This is a genomic window from Peptoniphilus timonensis JC401 (assembly GCF_000312025.1).
Taxonomy (GTDB): Bacteria; Bacillota; Clostridia; order Tissierellales; family Peptoniphilaceae; genus Peptoniphilus_A; species Peptoniphilus_A timonensis.
The window spans coordinates 98,692-116,889 of the sequence record NZ_HE978597.1 but is presented as its reverse complement, the minus strand read 5'-3'; the positions used below and the strand labels follow the sequence as shown (position 1 = coordinate 116,889).

Below are 18,198 nucleotides of genomic sequence, written 5' to 3'. Positions count from 1 at the left end.
CTTCCTCCCTTCTTTATTAAAAAATAGTTACAACAAAAAACTTAAAAAAGTTTTTTAACAAATTGACCTATTCCCACTACCCTCCTTCAATAAAGTTTTATTACATCAGGAATATACCTTAATATTTCTATTTTTTTTGCATTTTTAATAATTCTTTTAGCTTTTTCGTAATTTTTTATTTCTTTTTGGTATGTTCTTAAAAATTTAGAAAACTAAAAGAAGGGAGAAAATAAATGGATAAAAAAATTTAACTTATTCAAAAAAATTGATATTGGAAGTGTAATTTTAGCAGATATAAATTACAGAGCAAAAAGACCTTGCCATTATGCAAGACCTTACGTTGTTTTAGATAAAAATGATAATAGAGCTATTCTTGTTCCATGCTCATCTATAGAGGGTAAAGAAAATAAATATAATAAATATGATAGTAATTTGACCCTTAATCATTCTACTATTCCTCCCCTCGAAAAAGATAGTTTTATACAACTAAATAATATGAAAATAATTGATCTTAAAGAATTAAAAAAATATCCACAATTATCAAATGGCAAAAAAATAAATCCTTTGGACTTGCAAAATATAAAAGATAATTTGAGAAATTATCTAATAAATGAAAATAGATCTGGTAATTCTCATTACCTTGATCCTAAATATAACAATTTTGATAACGTTTTAAAAACGCTTTTGGAAGACACTAAAGGAACATATTTTACAAGTGATGATGTAATGAAAAAATCCTATGGTTATGTAAAAGATAAAAAAGAAAAGATAGCAAAAATAGAGAAGTTTTTCTTTATAGGCCTATGAATAAACCACCTACAGAAAATAGCATAGATTTTACAGAAAAAGAAAAAAATAGAGGAAGAAGTTTAGATGAATAACCAAGAAGAGAATAATATATCCATTAATAAACAAGAAAAAACAAAAGCCCAGATTATGAGAGAGCTTGCACTTAAAAGACATAGACAAAAAGTTCAAGAAAAAATTCTCCAAGAACGAGAAAAAATGGCAAAAATTGAAGAGGAAAATAGAAAATATAGAGAAGCTAAAAACAAAGAAGAACTAAAAACAAAAGATGTTCTTTATTTATCTGAAAAAAATTTTATCTCATCTGATAATATCAATAACTCTCTTTTAAAAAAAGTTAAAACTAATGAAATGGAAGAATTAGTAAAGAAGAAACTTAAAAATCAGAATCTTTCAGATATTGCTAAAGTTGAATACGAAATACCTGTAAAAAAAGATTTAGAAAGAAAAAAGAAATTTAAAAAAATCGAAAAAGAAAAGAAAAAGAAAAAAGAAGTTAACTTTTACGAAAAATACATCAAACCTAAAATTCAAGCAAATTTGAAATCTCATTAGATATAATCAATCCATTATTTAAGGTATTTCACATTTAAGGAGATGGTATTTTGAAAAGAGAAAAAAAAATATTCTTTTTTATTCTTTTGTTTCTTGTTATTTTTTTTATTTTAATGAATTTTACAAAGTTTAAACCAACTTATAAAGAAATAAAAAATATAGAAAGTGGAATTAACGAAATGAATTTAAACGAGAGTATAAATAAAGATAAAAAACTCTTAGAATCTCATAAAATTTTTAATGAACTAAGTCCAGAAGAAACTATTAAAAATTTTATAAAAGCATATAATAATTCAAATATTCAAGCTGTTAAGTATATAAAACCCATCCCAGATTTTTTTAGATTTGATTATTATAATACAGATGTTTTAAATTCATATAAAAAAACAAATCAAGAAAAAGTTGCTATTGAAGCAACTAAGTCTAGAATTTTTAAAAACTATTATATATATAACCTTGTAAAAGATATAGATCTAAATAATTATTCGATTAAATTATTAACTAACGAAAAAAATATAAAATTTACTCTGTAGAAGTTGAATATATAAATTTAACTAAAAATATAAAAGATGTTTCTGAACTTTTATACAAGGAAGAAGATACTGCTTCTTTTTAAAGTTTTTAAAAGAAAATGCTACTAGGAAAAAAGAAACCATAAATATATATGTAGAAAATGATCCTCAACTAGGATATAGAATAGATTTATCAAACAAAGAAAATTATAATTTAATATCTGTTTTATCTGGTGGATTGTCAGATTTTACTTTAAAATAAGCGTTTTATGAATGCTTATTTTTTTTGCAATAAAAAAAGGTGCAACACAATAAGTTACACCAAGAGTTCCATTTAATATTCTTTTATATTATATCACATTAAGTGTGACACTTCACGATCATTTTTATCTCTTGATTTATCTTTGTCTAAATCTAGCATAGCATCAAATAAAAAGTTTACTTCTTCATAATTAATTTCATTATGATTATATTCTTTTTCATCAACAATATGTTCATCGTTTAACAAGTTACTCTTAGTATCTTTTACATCCATTACATCAAATAATGACATTTGTGGATCTAATGTTCCAAACTTATCTTTAAATTCTCCTGCTCTAAGTTTTTCACAATATTCAATATAATCTAAATTGGTCTTCCATTCAGCCTTCATTGGCAAATTATATAATTCAAACAATCCTTGTTTCCAAGATTCAGGGAAAGGGGCTTTGTTTTCACTAATCCTATTTTCACCTAGTAGTTCAAATTTATCATCCAAAACATTTGCCATTTTTTTGTCCTTTATTTCTAATGCTAAATCCAGGCCTTCTTTATCTTTTATATTTTTTATTTTAGAATCTAAGAAATTATTTAAATCGTTCATTTCTTTTATTATAAAGCTCACATCTTTTGCATTTTCATTAAGTCTAAAATACGCTTGTGTATTAGCTAAGGCAATTTTTTTAATGTCTTTTTCAATTTTCATTGCATGAAAAGATTGAGCCTTTGGAGATTTGTCTCTATAATTTCTAGCTTCTTTAATGTGTTTGTTTAGACAATCATCAAGTTCATTTAGATCTTTTACTTTTTCAAGATCTTGATATAAATTATGATCTAAAGATTTCATCCCATCTTTTCCAAAAGTTTTTTCCCTATTACTTTTAAAGGATTTAAGAACTTGTCTTTTTTTTGCTTCAAGATAAGTTGATTCTTTTATCTTGTTTATTTCATCAGGAGTTAATGAATTTACCAACATATCCCCTGTTGATGGATCCCTATCTATTGTATATTCTTTTACATTCATCCAAGCAAAATTTCCAGCATCTGATGATTGAATCATAGCTTCTGTATTAAAGAATTTATCCAAATTATTGACAAAATCTTTTATAGTTTGTTGTTCTTCCATGTTTTCTAGAATATCTTTTGAGTTGTCTGATACTAATTCTCCTATTGTTGTTTCTCTTCCATCACTAGAAACATTCTTATCTAAGTAAACATTGTCTTGCATTTCTAATGCTTTACCATGTTTTAACATAGATTCTTTATCAAATTTTATTTTATTTTTTCTATGGCTATTTTCGTGTTTTTTCTCCATGTGTTTTGCAATTTTTTCATAATCATTGCCATACATTTGCTGTGCTTGTTTAAAATCACTATTAATTTCAGTTTGAACTGAAGTCATACCTTTCGCCATTTGATCGGAACGAATAAGTGAATAAATAGCTTTGTCAATATTTGAGTTCAAGTACATATTTAATTTTTGATTATTAAGAAGTCTTTTATATTGTTCGGGAGAAGCATTATCAATTATGTCATCGCCATGTTTGTCTCTTAACAACTTGTCAAAGTCGTATTTATCACCAAAATCATAATTAGGATCAAAATTTTGAGCTATATCATTTAGTTTTGTATAAACGTCTATAAAAACATCCCAATTTTCTTTACCTTCTTTTTCAAAATGGCTCATATTTTTGGAAACCTTACCCATAATTACATTTTGTAAATCTCCCTGTTCCATTTCTTGTGCCATTACTAAACTAGGTAAAGGAACATTATCTAAATCCCAATTGTTTGCTTTTAAAGAAAGATTTATATCTATTAATTCTCCTTCAGATATAACCTTTGGTCTGTTGTCAATTAAATCTTCTATTTGTTTTGTTTTTGTTCCACCATTATTTACGGAATCAAGCACATCTAAATTAGTAAAATGTTTGCCAAACTCATCTACTCTTGCTAATTTTAAATTGTCTTGTATATAATCCCATAAATCATCACTTAAAGCATAGTTTTTTTGAGATCTGTTTATTATAGGTAGCACATTTTTTTCGTTAAGGTCTTCAATGCCATATTTCCTTATATTCCTCTCCTTATCTAAGAAAAGAGATTCATTATTATTTTTATTGTTCATAATAAACTCCTCTTTATCGAAATTATCTTTCGACATTAATATCTTTAGTGTTTTTCTCTTTATTGTCTAAATTTTTTTCTATTGATAATAATTTTTCAATATCTAATAACTTATTATCTAAAAAATTCTCTGTTTTTTGCAAAACATCTGTCAAATCACTTAGTTTGTTATACTTGTCATTGTGAAAATGGATAAATTCTTTTTCTAAATAAATATTTTCATTACCCATCAATTCATTTTTAGACTTTTTCCATTTGTTAATATCATTTTTTAAAGAATTTAGTTCTTTTTTGCTTAATTTGCTCAAATCTCTTGATAAATTTAAGGATTTATAATCTTTAGATAAATCGCTTCTACCCTGCGTTAAAATATTATCTATTTTTTTATCACGAACAAGTCTTCTTACTGATCTTAAATCTTTTTTAGTATCCTCAAAATTTTTTACTAAATTAAGAGAATCTTTATTTAAAAAATCTCCTTCGTGATCTTTAAATACTTCATTCAAATTCTTTGTTACATCATCTAAACTTTCTAAAGATTTTTCTGCTATTCTAACTTTTTGAGAATAGAGTTCATAAGCCCTATCTTCTTGTTCAGGTGATAATTTACCATCGGTTTCAATAAAAATATCAGCTATTTGATCATTAAGATCTAACATTTCTTTTTCTACCTTTTCATAATCCTTAGCTTTTTCAGCAAAAACTTTGGCTACTTCATTTGAAAAATCCTTAGATCTGTTTAATTCTGCTTTTGTAAAGCCTTTATTTTTATCTCTTTCATAGATTTGTTCAGCTTTTTTTAAATTCTTTATAGCATCTCTATCGTGGTCTTCCAGATAGTTTGGATTTTCAATAAATGGTTCTTGTTTTATTTTTTTACCTATCCCTCTCATTATTATTCTTTTCTGGCTCTGTTTTTTTCAGGTCTTGTTCTCTAGCAAAACCATTCATGAAATATTTGTATTTCATTTCTTCCATTGCCATTCTCTTGTTCATGAGTGCATGCTGTTGTTGAAATTCAACTAACCTTGCAATACTTTGGAGCATTATATTTGCAGTTTGCAATAACTGATTGACAGCTTGATTGGCCTCGTCTGACATAATATCTCCTCCTTTTAACAATTGTTCTTCTTTGGTTTTAAAATTTCATATTATTTTTTTTAATTTGTAAACCAGAAAAACAAATATTTTTCTATAATTAAGTCTAACACAATAATTCAAAAAGAACAATAGTTTACATTTTACAAAGATAATATTTTAAAATCTGTAATACTGTATTTTTCAAGGCTATAATGGTTTACATAAATTGTATTGCAAAAAATACAATAATTTGCTTTGATTTTCTTAATAATTAAATATTTTTTGGTATGTATTTATCTAGGAAGTGATTAAATGAAAAAAATGATTATAATCTTATTGGCTATTACTTTTTTAATACCAACTACTACTTTTGCTAAAAACATGGAAAATACAAAGCTTAATTCCATTGAGGTAAAAAAAATACAAAAATTAATTGATACTAATATAATTAATGGAAGAAAAGATAAAAATAAAATTTCTTATGATCTTGATAAAACCATTACAAGAGCTGAATTTGCAAAAATAATAATTTCGTTTTTAAAATTGGATATTAATGATTACAAATATCTAGAAGCAAAGTCTACTGACATTAACAAAGATCATTGGGCTTATAATTATATAGCCCTAATGACAAATTTAAAAAATAAAAAATCAGGGCAATATATTATGCAAGGTTATCCCAATAATACATTTAAACCTGATAGTCCAATTACCTTTGCAGAGGCTTCAACTATACTAGTTAAATTGACAAAAAATAATTTAAAGGATGATTTAATAATTGAAAGTGAATATCCAAAAAACTTTTTAAGGTGGGCCAATAGGGAAAATATTTTTAAAGACATTGATGAAAATTTGATATCAAATTATGATGAATACATTTTAAGAAAAGATGCTTTCAATTTATTGTATAATGCATTTTACAGAAGTAACTAAACATGTTACTTCTTTTTTTATTATATATGTAACTTTTTGTAGATTTAAGGTACATATTATATACAGATTAATATCTGTATATTGTGTTCCTGTTTTAATGTTTTGTGAATGTATTTATTTACACTTAAAACTGTGGACTTATATATAAATTATCTGTATAATTAAATTAATAACGGAGGTTTTCTATGATAATTACATGTATTAATCAAAAAGGTGGTGTTGGCAAGACGACAACTGCCGATACAATAATGTCTTATTTAAAAACACAAAATATTCCTGCACTAGCAGTAGATTTAGACCCACAAGCTAATCTAACAACTGCATTTCAAGCAAATATGAGTGATTCTATTATGGATGCTTTTTCAGGAGAATTTGATATAGATAATTTGATTACTCATACAGAAAAGGGAGATATAATTACATCAAGCAACAGACTTCGTGATGCTGGTGAAGTTCTTTCTAAAACAGGTAGAGAATTCAAATTAAAAAAATTCTAGATAAAGTGCGTGAAAAAATAAACTACGAATATATAATAATCGACACACCACCATCTTTGGATATTCTTACTATTAATGCACTTACTGCAACAGATAAGGTGGTTGTAGTTGCACAAGCTGACGTATATTCTATTTCAGGACTTGATAAACTCAATGAAGCGATAGAGCTTGTTAAAGAATACACTAATGAAAATATAAAAATTGATGGAATATTAATTACTAGATATAACTCTAGAACTAATCTCTCAAAAGATATATTTCAAACTTTTGAAGATATAGCTAAACAAATTGGTACTAGGGTATATACGACCCCAATTAGAGAAACAATTAAAATTAAAGAGGTTCAAGCAAGACAAGGAAATATTTTTGAATTATATCCTAAAGAAAATGTCACAAAAGATTATTTAAGTTTTGTTGAAGAGTTGTTAAAATAGGAGGATAAAATGACGAATAAAAAAGATATGGCTTCTTCTGTTTCTGATTCTTTAAGAAATAAATTCTTTACAGGAACTAATGTCAATGAAGAAGAATCGCAAATAGACAATAAAAAGGAAACAAAAAAAGAAAACAAAAGTACAAATACAAGGAAATCAAAAAAATCTTCTGGAGATGTTCTAACTTCATCATTTCAAATTAAAAAAATAAAAACAAAGGAAATAAAGTTAGATTAAATCTGGTATTAACAAAAGATCAATCAGATAAATTAAAAAAACTTTCTAAAGAAACAGGATATACGATGTCAGGTTTTATAGGGGAACTCATAGACCAAATAGATTTTTAAAAATGCGAGGATTGCCTCGCTTTTTTAATGATTTTTTAGTTATTTTAGTTTTGATATTCTAATAGCACATAAGTATTGATTTTTAAATGAAAAGAGAGACTCGAGTTAACGAGTCTCCCCAATATTTGACATAGAGCCTTTTAGTTTAACTAGTTATACATGAAATATACTTTTTATCTAACACCTAGAAAAACAAATTTGCCACCAGATGCTATTTTAAAGTCACCTCTACCCAACCATAAAGTTCCTATATCATAAGGTTGGCGAAAAATATTGTGAGCTGTAGTGTCGCTATCAACATGATCTCTTACAGGGAAATTGGCACCTTCAATAAAATTAGTATTTAAACTGTGAATATATCCTTGACCGTATCTATCAGAATAAGCACCCGTTAAATCACTTTGATATCCACCATAAGCGGTCCCCATATCACCAACATTAAATCCCACTTTGTATCTAAAGCTATCAGCAATTCTTCTTTCTCCATTTGCTAAGAGATTTATTCTTTCCTTTGGTAAAGCTAATACATCCTTTGAGATATTATTATCATCATTAGATTGTGGATAGTTAACAGTTACTATCAGACCATCATAATCATTATAGGAATTACGGGATAAAGTAGAATCAAAATCATTTTCAAGAAGCTCTCTGCATTTTGAATCTAATATTTTGTCTATCTCTTCAATAGATTTATCACCAAAAATTTTTGATTGATCCTTTAATGAATAACCAACAGTAACAATTTTCTCTACTTTAGGATTTTCTGTAGTTTTTTCTTGAGCTAACGCTATGCAAGGTACACTGATTAAAACCATTAATAAAAAATAGAAAAATTTTTTCATAATATACCTCCAATAAAATTTTAAATATAATTAACCTATTTAAATTCTTTAAACATTGGAATCATCTCCTAAAACATTAAAAAATTTTTCAAATTCTAACACACAAAATTATGAATTTACTTTTAAATTTTTCATAAATTTTTCCAATTTGTGGAATTCTTCTTCACTATTTTTAATGTCATCTAAACTTTTATTACACTGAGCAGATAAAATTTCATTTGCCATTTCTTTATCAATAGCAAAAAGTAAACCTGTTTTATTTTTGAAATTTATATTATTGGCATTTGTTAAGCTCATTAAATAAATCCCATTTACAACATAAGGCTTCATATTGGTATTAAAATAATCTATATTGTTGTCAAAAGTTATATTAATAGTTTTATCTTTTATTTCTATTTTGTAAGAGTCCTTGTTATCCCAATCCAATTGATTTATTATTTTTTCAACATTTTCCTTGTGGCTTAAATCAGTTTTTAAAGAATATAGATTAGTCTCTGAGCAAGCAATTGTAAAAACTAAAAGAAATGTTAAAATAAAAATTTTTTTAATCATATAATATTCCTTTGATAAAAAACTTATTAATTTATTTGATTAAATTATAACACTTTCATAGATTGCTGTCGAGTTTTTTTAAGTTACTCAAATAATCAAATAACCTGAAATTAATTTCAGGTTATACTTGACTTTTGTTAGCAGGTTTTGATGAAAAAAAGACTATACTCAACAGTAAAGTCTTTTACATTTCTATTCCAAATGGTTCTTCTTCTATTTTTGTTATTGCTGTTACTAAGTAGTTTGTTTGATTAACTTTAAGAACAGTTTTAACTATGCCCTTAATCATTTCGTTTTCAACATAGGTTCTTTCGATTTTATCTTTATCCTGGCATATTTCAAATATAATACTGCCAATACAATTTTCTTCATCAAATAAATATATATCTACTGCAAACTCCGACTGTAAAAATTGATTTATATATTCAGCCTGTTCTTCTTCTAGGCTTTCAATTTGATTTTTGTGTTCATAATCATTTAATCTTTTTTTAAATTTTTGTTATCTATATTTTCCACTTCTCTAAGCATTGCTGGAATAACTGGATAAAAATTTCCAAATTCTGTTCCAAAAGCAATTCTAAAATCTTTAAAATATGCAGCTGAATAATTTTCTTTATTAATTTTTAAAAGATTTAATATTCGTTCCTTACTTTGTAGTAGTTCAAAAAACTTTATTTTTGCAAAAAAATTGTCTCCATTTGGTGTGTTCTGAAGTTTATATGATTCCCTATCAGAACTATATTCAAGTGTTAAAAGCCCATAATCTTCAAATATGCTTTTCTTTTTTTTCTCTAAAAAAGATTTTATTATCAAGCTATAACATATTTCTTTTGTGATATCATTTAAAAAAGTATTTATAGCCTCTAGTTCATTAACTTTTAAATCCTTAATAAAATCAAAGGAAAGCTTTATTGCTTCACTTTCATAATCTTTATAATTAATCTCTGCCTTAATAAATTCATCAGCATAAATAGCAACAAATGTTGAAGGTAATATTATCTCTTCTCTACTTACTAAAAATAAAATTTTATTACATTTGAGTTTTTCATAAAGAATATCGGTTTCTACACCTTCATCAAAACTAAAATTAAGGTTGAGATCAGAAATATTTTGCAAGATCATAGCTCTGGACCTCCGTATTTCTCAATTGGAAAATCGTCTGTTAAGCTTTTATCTTTTAAAACATCTAAACTTTCTCTACTTAATCTATCTTGTTCTTTTATATCTCTGTCTAATACCTTTTCAAGAGAATCTATTTCAATTTTTCTGTTTTGATACATTTCATCATCAATAATTATATTAAAATCTTTAAGAATATCTTCACTTTTTAAGCTATATTGTGGACCCTCTTTTAAAATGTTCATAACTTCATTTTTATCTAAGTCAAACAATTTATTATTTAAATTATTTTGTCTTGATTCAATTTTATTATACATTTCACTAGCTTCTTCTATTGAAATCATATTTATCATGGCAAGTAAATCAACAGGGTTAGTTTTTATACTATCCCCTACTTCATAGAAGTTTGGACTTTTTAGGTCTATCAAATCATTTATTTTAAGAGAATCTTTTGTTAACTCTATTTTTGCTATATTTTTACTTTCAAATACTAAATCTAGCAAATTTAATTCCTTTTCAAGTGAATAGTTTTTTAACAAATTCAACTTATCTTCTGTTGGTATTGATGATTCAAATATTTCTAATCTTTTGTTTAATTTTTCTTTATCCTTATATTCTCTATTCATCATTACCTCCTAATAAAATTGTTTTATTTTTTCTATCTTGTTCGATAAAATCTTCTATATCAGTATTTTCATACATTGATTGTTTATTCATATTGGTAATTTCTTCTAAAATTAAATCTATAAGAATATATTCTTTTTTCAATCTAATATTTTTAATTTTAAATAAACTTAAATATGCATCGCTAATAATTTTAAGACCATAATCAATAGTTTCTATTTCCTCTTGCAATAATATTTTTTGTTGTTCTGTTAATCCATAGTTTTCAATTTTTTCCTTTATTTTATTTTGCTTAATCTTTTCTTTTTTATACATTTGTCTGAAACAATCTAATCTATTGACCCATTTCTCGTTTAAATATAAATAGAAAAAATCCTTTATGGAATCATAGCTATAAAATGGAAATTCACTTATTTTATACTTTTCTAAAGCTTCTTTATTTAATTTTTTTTGAAATTCGATTAGAAATAAATTGTCACTATAAATATAATTTAATAATTTTTGATTAATATCAGGATTTGATTCTAATATTTTTTCAATCAAAATATTTCTCGTTTTTTTATTAATATTTCTATTGAAGTCAAAATCTATTTCATTTATTTTTATTTGTTCTACAAAAGCGTCTAAATGTTCAAATATTGTAACCTGTTCTAAGAATTGATGTAAATTTCTATTTCTCTCTTTTTTTACACGTTTAATAATGTCATATTCTTCATCGTTTCCTATATAATCTTCTTCAACGTATATTGGACTTTTTTCTTCAGTCCAGTCATTATATAGAAAATATATTTTTTTCTTAAATTCTTTAGGATTAGTATAAATCAAAAATTGACTAGAATTATCTAATTCTAATTTATCTGATTTATTGCTAGAGGCTACTAATATAGTGGGCTGAATGGATTCAAAACCTTCTATTCCAAACTTTTTTGCTACTTCTAAAGCCTCTTTGTTATATTCTAATCTTGTTTTATTAAATACATAGCCTTCTTCATAATTATTTAAATTTTTAAAAATATTACTAAGGGTTTTTGATGAGATATTAAATATAGCTCTATTTAAAGAATTAAGTTCCATTAACTCGGCCCAAGATGATTCTGATCTTTCGTTCTTATCTTCTTCTTTTAAAGATACAAAGGCTATTGAATAAAATTCCCTTCTTTCACTATCATTAATATACTTTCCGTCTATAATAAGTCTATTATCTCTAAATAAAAGATTTTGATTTTTAGGTCCTGGAATTGCTAAAAATTCTTTTGGTAATATTGGAAATACTTTTGAATTTTTTAAGTTTTTCCCCTCAACAAAAGATGATTGAATTATTTCATAACTATAAGTAGAATAAAAAACTGCTATCTCATCGTCTATAATTTCCTGTCTTTTTTCTTTTAAATATTTATCTCTTTCATCAATAATTTTTACGTGTCCGTTTTCTATTTCTCTTAAAGCATTAAGAGCTAATTCATCCATTATTGGATTATTTATATTTTTTATATTGAAATACATTGGGTTAATATAATTTTCTATATTAAGGTTTTTGTTTATTTTTTCAAATATATTTAAATTCTTAGGCATAGCAAAAAGACCTAAATTAGATAGGTATGAGGTGTTCTTTGGTTCATCATACACACTTTCCAATTCGCCAAATGATAGAAGCATTTTATATTCAAGCAAAAATTTATTTAAACTGTTCATATAATAAATGTCATGAGTATCTACATAAATCTTTATATCTCTCTCTTTGAAAATTTCAAGTAAATTTAAGAATTGATCGAAGTTATTGTTCTTTTCCAAATATTTTCTTGCATCTACAATAAAGCTTTCGTTTTTAATCAAATCCTTGCTTGCTTTACTTACAAACAAGTCATAGTCATATATAAAATAACTTTTTATCTCATCCTGAATATTCAAAGTTTCAATATTTATTAAGACTTCTTCTGCATCAAAATCATTGCCAACAGATTCTTCTGTAGATAGATTAATTTCATCAAAATCGACTTTTTTTTCAGTTTGCTTTAATTGAATATTCAAAGTAGGTTCCAATTTTTTTTCTTCAACAATTTTCATTAATTTTTCTTTACTAGCCATTGAGTTTTCTTGAAAAATTTTAAAAGCTGTCTTTTTTTCAGAAATATTTAAATCTTTTCTATATTTTGGTGTTTTTATAAATTTTGCATATTCCATTAATGTAGAATAGATGGTTTTAAAAAGTTCGAAAGATTGTTCATATAAAGAAATTGCATCTTTTTTTTGATTAAATTTCTATTAACTTCAATTTCTCTTTTCACTAGCTTTTCGGAGAAAAATGAAAGATCATTTCCTAAAACACTAAAAATTTTTCTTGATGTTATTATAAATAAATTTTCGTATAAAGATTCCTTAGAATTAATTATTTCATTATAAATCGTGTTAATAAATTCAAATAGCTTTTTATCGTTCTCCACTTCATTTGAATATATATCTAATAATTCTAAAAATGTTCCATAATCAATTTGTATTCTAGGTGTTTTTTTATTGCTAAAATCTTCTTTCCTTCCACCGACAAATTCTACCTTGTCATTTTCTATTTTTATATTCTTAACAATACTATTTACGTTTCCCAATGCGTAACTGTTTGATTCTATTGCTAATTTTTTAAAGATGGGTAAAAAAATCCATTGTTTGAGGTTACTTCAAAATATCTTTCAAGACTCCCCTTTGTTTCCTTTTTCAGACTCATTTCTCAACTCCAAACTATTTCGAACATAATCTTCGAGCCTTTTATTTATGTCCTCAACTTTATTTAAAGTTTCTTCAGTTGGATCAGCTTCTTTTACTTCCTTTAGTAATCTTCTCATTCTTTCAAGGTTCTGAAAACTACATATCCCTTCTGGATAGCCAAATTCATATTTTAAAGCATCTAGCAAATATCCATCTTTAAAATATATAAGCCTATTAAATTCTGTCATATTTTTTGATGTGAAGGTATTAAATCCATCTACTTGTGGAAGTAAATTGTCTGCATCATAAAGATAACTTTGCCAATTTGCGTTCTCTAATTCTTTTCTTATTTTTTTAGATCTTTCTATAAATTCCAATCTTTTTTCATCCTTTCTATAAACTTTAATCCTTCTTCTTCAGTCATTCCTTCTAGTTCTTTCTTAGCCCAAGGTATAGCAAATTCTTTAAAATATAACCCTTTAACTACTGGATATAAATTTATAGCTCTGGCCCAAATATTTCCAGAAGCTTTACAATCTACTAAATATTTAAATAAGTCTGAATATTCTTTAAAATACACTATTTTTATTAGTTCTCCATTTTCTATAATTGCAAATTTTCTAAGACTTTTTAATATTTTTTCCTTTAAATTTTTATCGTTTTCTGTTTCTGCAATTAAATCCTCTTCTTCTATTGCGTACAAATAGTTCAAAAGATAATTTGCAGCTCTTACGATATCTTTTCCTTTTTTTGATTCAGAATTTTGCATCACAACCATTTTCTCCTTTACAAAATTTTATTTTCCTCGATGATGACATTAATACATATAAAGTTGCTGTTAGTATTATTATATATGAAATCAGGCTCATTGTGTTTACAAGTTTTAGGTTTAAAATCTTGATTTTTAAAGCACTAAGCTTATTTATTCCAAATAAAATTACAAATAATACTACAAATTTTATATTTTCCTTTTTAAATTCATATATATCCTTTATTGATTTATATATTTTATCTTGTATGGCTATATTTTTGTCTTTTAAATTGTAATAAACAAAAGATGTAAAATATATAGGTAATATGATTAAAATATAAAATGTTATTAGTGAATTATTTGAACTTTTGTCTTTTGAAAAAAATTCAAATAAAAATGTATATATAACAAATTGCATAAAAATCTTGATAAGAGAATACAAAAAATCTACTTTATTAATGTTTTGGGTTAAGTAATATATTTCAACTAAATTAAATATAAAAAAATAACTTAATAATATTAAGAAGTTTTTAGTTATTAAAAAAAAGATTGTAAGAATAGATAAAACAAAAAGCATGAGATATATAAATACTTTTTGTTCTTCGCTTTTTTTATTGTTATTAGTGTTTATATTTTCACTCATGCTTTCACCTTGTTTTTTAAATTTCTAAATCTAATTTATTCTCTATTTCTAATGGAATATCATCTAATATATTGCCGTCTCTGTTTTGATCTTCTGGCAATATGTGTCTAGCATAAATTCCAAGTGCTATAGCCTCTTTATCATTAAATCTATCTCCTGAAGAATTTATAGAATATGGATTCATTCCCCTACTTATTTCTTCAATATCAGTTATTCCGTCACGATCAGTATCTCTCAAATAATCTTTTTCTTTAAATTGTTCAAAAAGATTGTGTTCCGAAAACCCATACATTTCTATTTTCTTTTTCTTCATTTTTTCAAGATAATCTCTATTGGATTTTCTTGTCATGATTACTCTGGGATTATCCTGATCTTTATAAAAAGTAAAGGGATTAAACTCTATAAGTTCTTGTGCTTTTTCTTCTTTTGTTTTTAAGTTGCCATTAAATTCTTTAATTTGATATAAATTGGCCTTATCTCTCATAAGCTCGTAAAGCTTATCAATAGAATCTTCATCGTATATTTTTTTATTCAATATCTCTTTTTCATAATTTCTTTCTAATTCGCTTATGCTTGTACCTTCTATTTCAAGGTTATAATTATCCATAAGAGCTTCTTTGGTTAGTCCACAGTAAATTGATCGCATCTTTCTTTCAAAGTCTTTTTGTCTGTGCATTGCTTTTCTAAGACTCATTGTTTTTCTCCTCTCCTCTAAAAAAATTTTTTGAAAATATTGCAACTGGATTATTGTAATAACCTTCATTTTTTGGATGTTTGTATTTTTTCACTACAAATTTACAAAAATTATTTATTAGAACTTCATTTCCATTACAAATCTCATGCCTTATAAAATCCGTAAATTCTTTTATAATTCTATCTGCTTCGTCTATTGTTATGTCAATATTTGTCTGATTATAAACAATATCTTGCATTTTCCTTTTAAGTTGTTTGCTTCCAATTATGTTTTCTTTCAAAAAAATCACTCCAAAATTAACTTAACTATAACATTCAAAGCTATACACACTAGAAAACCTACTACAAAACTTATATAGTGCCTTTTATTGCTAATATTTTTCTTTTTATTTTCTGATACTACTTTTAAATATATAAAGGCTGTTAAAAGAAAATAGGTAATCCAAATTAAATTTTGAACTAAATTTAACGTCACTTCTTTAGAAAAAAGAAAAATTGACAAAATTGATAAAACAAAAAGTCCTCCAATTACAAGTGCTATTTCTTGTAAATCGCTTAGTTGTTCAGAAAAAATAATATTTAATTTTCTTAAAAATTCTTCGATTTTATTAAGCATATTAAACTCCTATTTCAAATTTGTCGGTTTCTTGTTTTTGCTCTAGATTAATATTGCTATTTGTTGTTTTTTCTTCAGAAGGATTAATGTTTTCATTTTCTGTTGTTGTTTCAGTTGCCTTTGCAACTCCTTCATCTGTTTTATTATCTGTATTTTCTTCTGGCTTTACAGGCTTATCTTTTTCCATATATCCTTTTGTAACAAATACGATTGAATCATCTTTTGCGATTTCATTTAAATCATATTTTTTGTTTCTTTCCATAATCTGGATATTTGGACCTTGCGATTTATCAGAAAAACTAAATATCAAATAACCATCAAAGTTTTCAGATGTTTTATACAAAGATTTGTCAATGTCTTTGCCTATTTCATGAACTCCAGAGAGCAATTTTTCTTTTACAGTTGTAGATGGATTTTCTAGCCTTGATACAATAACATTATCAATTCTTATGTAGTCTCCTTTTTTTAAGTTAACTATATAAAAATTATCAAAAGTTTTTTCGTAGTTTTCTCCGTCTCTAATTATTTTATAGTAACCACTATTTTTATTAGGTACTTCTAAAAGATAATAACCTTCTTTAAAATCCATACCAACTGTATAATCTTCTCTAATTTTTTTCTTGTTTCCTTTGTTTATAATATAGTCTCCATCAAATGGTGATTTGAAATCTTCTTCATCCTGATTTGTTTCTGTAACTGCAATTTTAGGAGCTGGACTACCATCAAATTTATGCCTTTCTATAGTTCCAGAAACTATACTGCCATTTCCTATTATGTCAGGTTTTTCTGGTTCTTTTTCTTCTTTACACGCAGTCAATGATATTAAACAAAAGGTCAATATTGAAAGCTTAATAACTTTCTTCATGGTTATCTCCATCCTTAGAATTTTTTTCATCAACAGAGATGTCGCCAATTAATTCAGAAATTTCTTTTTCTGCATCGGCAAATTGATTAAAGTCTTTGATTTGAAGATTTTTTTATAATTTTTTCTGCAAAAGATTTTTTTATTTCATCTTCTTTGTCTTTTATTTTTTGATTAATGTCTTGTAAAAAAAGCTTATGTTCTTCTTTTTTTGCTTCTCTTTTTTCAATTAATTTTTCTCGTTCTTCTTGAAGCTTTTTTGTTGATTTCAATATACCACCTCATTATTTTTTGCTATTTTTAAGTTTTTTAATTTCTGTAAGGTTATATACAGAGAAAGCAATCAATGACATTATTAAAATTCCTGTTACTATGTTTATTGTTTTTAATTCTTCTTTATCATTTAAACCAGTTTTTATTAAATTTGTGGTATTCTCTCCTTTTGCATTTACATTATTTCCATCTCTAACAATTGTTGTTTGATCGTCAGTAATTACTGCATCTGTTGATGAAAAAGTAACAGTTGAATTTGAATATTTGTCGTTTACAGATAGGTTTGCTGATTTTATATCGCCAGACTTAAAATAATAAAGACCAGGTTTTACTTTATTTAAAACTAACTCTCCATTAGATTTTGATTCTGCTTTAGTTATAAGTTTATCTTGATAAGCATCATAAATTTCATATTCGACTTTTGAATTTGCTTGATTCTTTAAAGTGATTTTATTGTACTCAACAACAAAAGTCATTTGAGCATTTTGTTTATCTTCGTTTACATTAACTTCTAACATTTGCCCTGCTCTATAGGTTTCAGGTACTGATAAAATTTTCATCACATAAGATCCTCTTTTTATTCCGTTAAGCTTAACAAATCCTTCATCGTTAGATTGGGCTTTTCCTAAACTTGTATCGCCATTTAAAAGCTCTACAGAGACACCTTTTACTATCGTTCCTTCGGCATTTGTCAGTTTTATTGAAATGTTATATGTTTGTTCACTTTGATTATCAACACTGTCGGTAGTAGGACTTGTTACCCCTCCACCAGTAGTATTTACACTATCTCCACTTGGAACAGTTACATATTCAATTCTAGGAACTTGTTCCTGAACTACTTTTTGTTGATTATTTTGAGTTTTTTGTTCTTGATGAGTTTTTTGTTTTTGATGGTTTTCTGTAATCTTTTGAGGTTCTTTTTCTGTTTTAATATCTGCTGTATTTTCTGTATTTTTGAATTTTTCTTCAAAAGCAT

The 18,198-nt window shown here is 25.4% G+C and carries 23 protein-coding genes and 1 pseudogene; 6 read left to right on the top strand and 18 right to left on the bottom strand.

Annotation, left to right across the window (positions count from 1 at the left end; all coding sequences use genetic code 11):
• Positions 1-495: 495 nt before the first annotated feature.
• The 3 genes from HGPT_RS10215 (at position 496) to HGPT_RS08115 (ending at position 1,895) form a co-directional block, all read left to right on the top strand.
• A complete protein-coding gene (locus HGPT_RS10215) occupies positions 496-807 on the top strand; it encodes a hypothetical protein (RefSeq protein ID WP_155799257.1) in 312 nt (103 codons plus the stop codon).
• A 66-nt stretch (positions 808-873) separates the two neighbouring features.
• Complete coding sequence (locus HGPT_RS08120; protein ID WP_019139348.1) at positions 874-1,362, top strand: hypothetical protein; 489 nt, start codon at positions 874-876, stop codon at positions 1,360-1,362.
• A 50-nt stretch (positions 1,363-1,412) separates the two neighbouring features.
• Positions 1,413-1,895, top strand: coding sequence for a hypothetical protein (locus HGPT_RS08115; RefSeq protein WP_019139347.1), 483 nt, complete (start codon positions 1,413-1,415; stop codon positions 1,893-1,895).
• A 334-nt stretch (positions 1,896-2,229) separates the two neighbouring features.
• Here the strand turns inward: HGPT_RS08115 and HGPT_RS08110 are convergent, their stop codons facing one another.
• The 3 genes from HGPT_RS08110 to HGPT_RS08100 are packed head-to-tail and all read right to left on the bottom strand — an operon-like array spanning position 2,230 to position 5,360.
• Positions 2,230-4,260: a hypothetical protein gene (locus HGPT_RS08110; RefSeq protein WP_019139346.1), complete on the bottom strand. Its 2,031-nt coding sequence runs from the start codon at positions 4,258-4,260 to the stop codon at positions 2,230-2,232.
• Between the two features lie 22 nt (positions 4,261-4,282).
• Positions 4,283-5,152: a hypothetical protein gene (locus HGPT_RS08105; protein WP_019139345.1), complete on the bottom strand. Its 870-nt coding sequence runs from the start codon at positions 5,150-5,152 to the stop codon at positions 4,283-4,285.
• On the bottom strand, positions 5,136-5,360 hold the full coding sequence (locus HGPT_RS08100) for a hypothetical protein (protein WP_019139344.1): 225 nt from the start codon (positions 5,358-5,360) through the stop codon (positions 5,136-5,138). The genes HGPT_RS08105 and HGPT_RS08100 overlap by 17 nt, the downstream gene beginning before the upstream one ends.
• A 291-nt stretch (positions 5,361-5,651) precedes the next feature.
• Between HGPT_RS08100 and HGPT_RS08095 the strand changes: the two genes are divergently transcribed.
• From HGPT_RS08095 to HGPT_RS08085, 3 genes and pseudogenes are all read left to right on the top strand, one after another.
• Complete coding sequence (locus HGPT_RS08095) at positions 5,652-6,272, top strand: S-layer homology domain-containing protein (protein ID WP_019139343.1); 621 nt, start codon at positions 5,652-5,654, stop codon at positions 6,270-6,272.
• A gap of 185 nt (positions 6,273-6,457) precedes the next feature.
• Positions 6,458-7,203: pseudogene (locus HGPT_RS10630) on the top strand (ParA family protein).
• A 9-nt stretch (positions 7,204-7,212) separates the two neighbouring features.
• A complete protein-coding gene (locus tag HGPT_RS08085; RefSeq protein ID WP_019139342.1) occupies positions 7,213-7,440 on the top strand; it encodes a hypothetical protein in 228 nt (75 codons plus the stop codon).
• Between the two features lie 283 nt (positions 7,441-7,723).
• On the opposite strand, the gene HGPT_RS08080 is transcribed toward HGPT_RS08085, so the two are convergent.
• The 15 genes from HGPT_RS08080 to HGPT_RS09245 form a co-directional block, all read right to left on the bottom strand.
• Positions 7,724-8,392 (bottom strand): hypothetical protein, encoded by a 669-nt coding sequence (locus HGPT_RS08080; protein WP_019139341.1) that lies wholly within the window; start codon positions 8,390-8,392, stop codon positions 7,724-7,726.
• 108 nt (positions 8,393-8,500) lie between these two features.
• Positions 8,501-8,944, bottom strand: a complete 444-nt coding sequence (locus HGPT_RS08075; protein WP_019139340.1) for a hypothetical protein — start codon at positions 8,942-8,944, stop codon at positions 8,501-8,503.
• A 477-nt stretch (positions 8,945-9,421) separates the two neighbouring features.
• The gene (locus tag HGPT_RS08070; RefSeq protein ID WP_019139338.1) at positions 9,422-10,066 is read right to left on the bottom strand and encodes a hypothetical protein; all 645 of its coding nucleotides are present in this window, start codon (positions 10,064-10,066) and stop codon (positions 9,422-9,424) included.
• On the bottom strand, positions 10,063-10,689 hold the full coding sequence (locus tag HGPT_RS08065) for a hypothetical protein (RefSeq protein WP_019139337.1): 627 nt from the start codon (positions 10,687-10,689) through the stop codon (positions 10,063-10,065). Before HGPT_RS08065 ends, HGPT_RS08070 begins: the two co-directional genes overlap by 4 nt.
• Positions 10,682-12,772 carry a hypothetical protein gene (locus tag HGPT_RS08060; RefSeq protein ID WP_218914867.1) on the bottom strand — a complete coding sequence of 697 codons (2,091 nt, stop codon included), beginning with the start codon at positions 12,770-12,772 and terminating at the stop codon, positions 10,682-10,684. The genes HGPT_RS08065 and HGPT_RS08060 overlap by 8 nt, the downstream gene beginning before the upstream one ends.
• Positions 12,773-12,867: 95 nt before the next feature.
• Entirely contained in the window at positions 12,868-13,287 is a 420-nt protein-coding gene (locus tag HGPT_RS08055; protein ID WP_019139335.1) for a hypothetical protein, read from the bottom strand.
• An 81-nt stretch (positions 13,288-13,368) separates the two neighbouring features.
• The gene (locus HGPT_RS08050) at positions 13,369-13,761 is read right to left on the bottom strand and encodes a hypothetical protein (protein ID WP_019139334.1); all 393 of its coding nucleotides are present in this window, start codon (positions 13,759-13,761) and stop codon (positions 13,369-13,371) included.
• Positions 13,749-14,156 (bottom strand): hypothetical protein, encoded by a 408-nt coding sequence (locus HGPT_RS08045; protein ID WP_155799255.1) that lies wholly within the window; start codon positions 14,154-14,156, stop codon positions 13,749-13,751. The genes HGPT_RS08050 and HGPT_RS08045 overlap by 13 nt, the downstream gene beginning before the upstream one ends.
• On the bottom strand, positions 14,140-14,553 hold the full coding sequence (locus HGPT_RS09110) for a hypothetical protein (protein ID WP_155799254.1): 414 nt from the start codon (positions 14,551-14,553) through the stop codon (positions 14,140-14,142). The genes HGPT_RS08045 and HGPT_RS09110 overlap by 17 nt, the downstream gene beginning before the upstream one ends.
• Before the next feature lie 241 nt (positions 14,554-14,794).
• The gene (locus HGPT_RS08035) at positions 14,795-15,472 is read right to left on the bottom strand and encodes a hypothetical protein (protein WP_019139331.1); all 678 of its coding nucleotides are present in this window, start codon (positions 15,470-15,472) and stop codon (positions 14,795-14,797) included.
• On the bottom strand, positions 15,462-15,752 hold the full coding sequence (locus HGPT_RS08030; RefSeq protein WP_019139330.1) for an HU family DNA-binding protein: 291 nt from the start codon (positions 15,750-15,752) through the stop codon (positions 15,462-15,464). Before HGPT_RS08030 ends, HGPT_RS08035 begins: the two co-directional genes overlap by 11 nt.
• 5 nt (positions 15,753-15,757) lie before the next feature.
• Positions 15,758-16,087 carry a hypothetical protein gene (locus tag HGPT_RS08025; RefSeq protein WP_019139329.1) on the bottom strand — a complete coding sequence of 110 codons (330 nt, stop codon included), beginning with the start codon at positions 16,085-16,087 and terminating at the stop codon, positions 15,758-15,760.
• Position 16,088: 1 nt separating this feature from the next.
• Positions 16,089-16,985: a hypothetical protein gene (locus HGPT_RS08020; RefSeq protein WP_172633957.1), complete on the bottom strand. Its 897-nt coding sequence runs from the start codon at positions 16,983-16,985 to the stop codon at positions 16,089-16,091.
• A gap of 53 nt (positions 16,986-17,038) precedes the next feature.
• Complete coding sequence (locus HGPT_RS08015) at positions 17,039-17,221, bottom strand: hypothetical protein (RefSeq protein WP_019139327.1); 183 nt, start codon at positions 17,219-17,221, stop codon at positions 17,039-17,041.
• Positions 17,222-17,233: 12 nt separating this feature from the next.
• On the bottom strand, positions 17,234-18,198 hold a 965-nt coding region (locus HGPT_RS09245; protein WP_040542898.1), incomplete at its 5' end, for a SpaA isopeptide-forming pilin-related protein.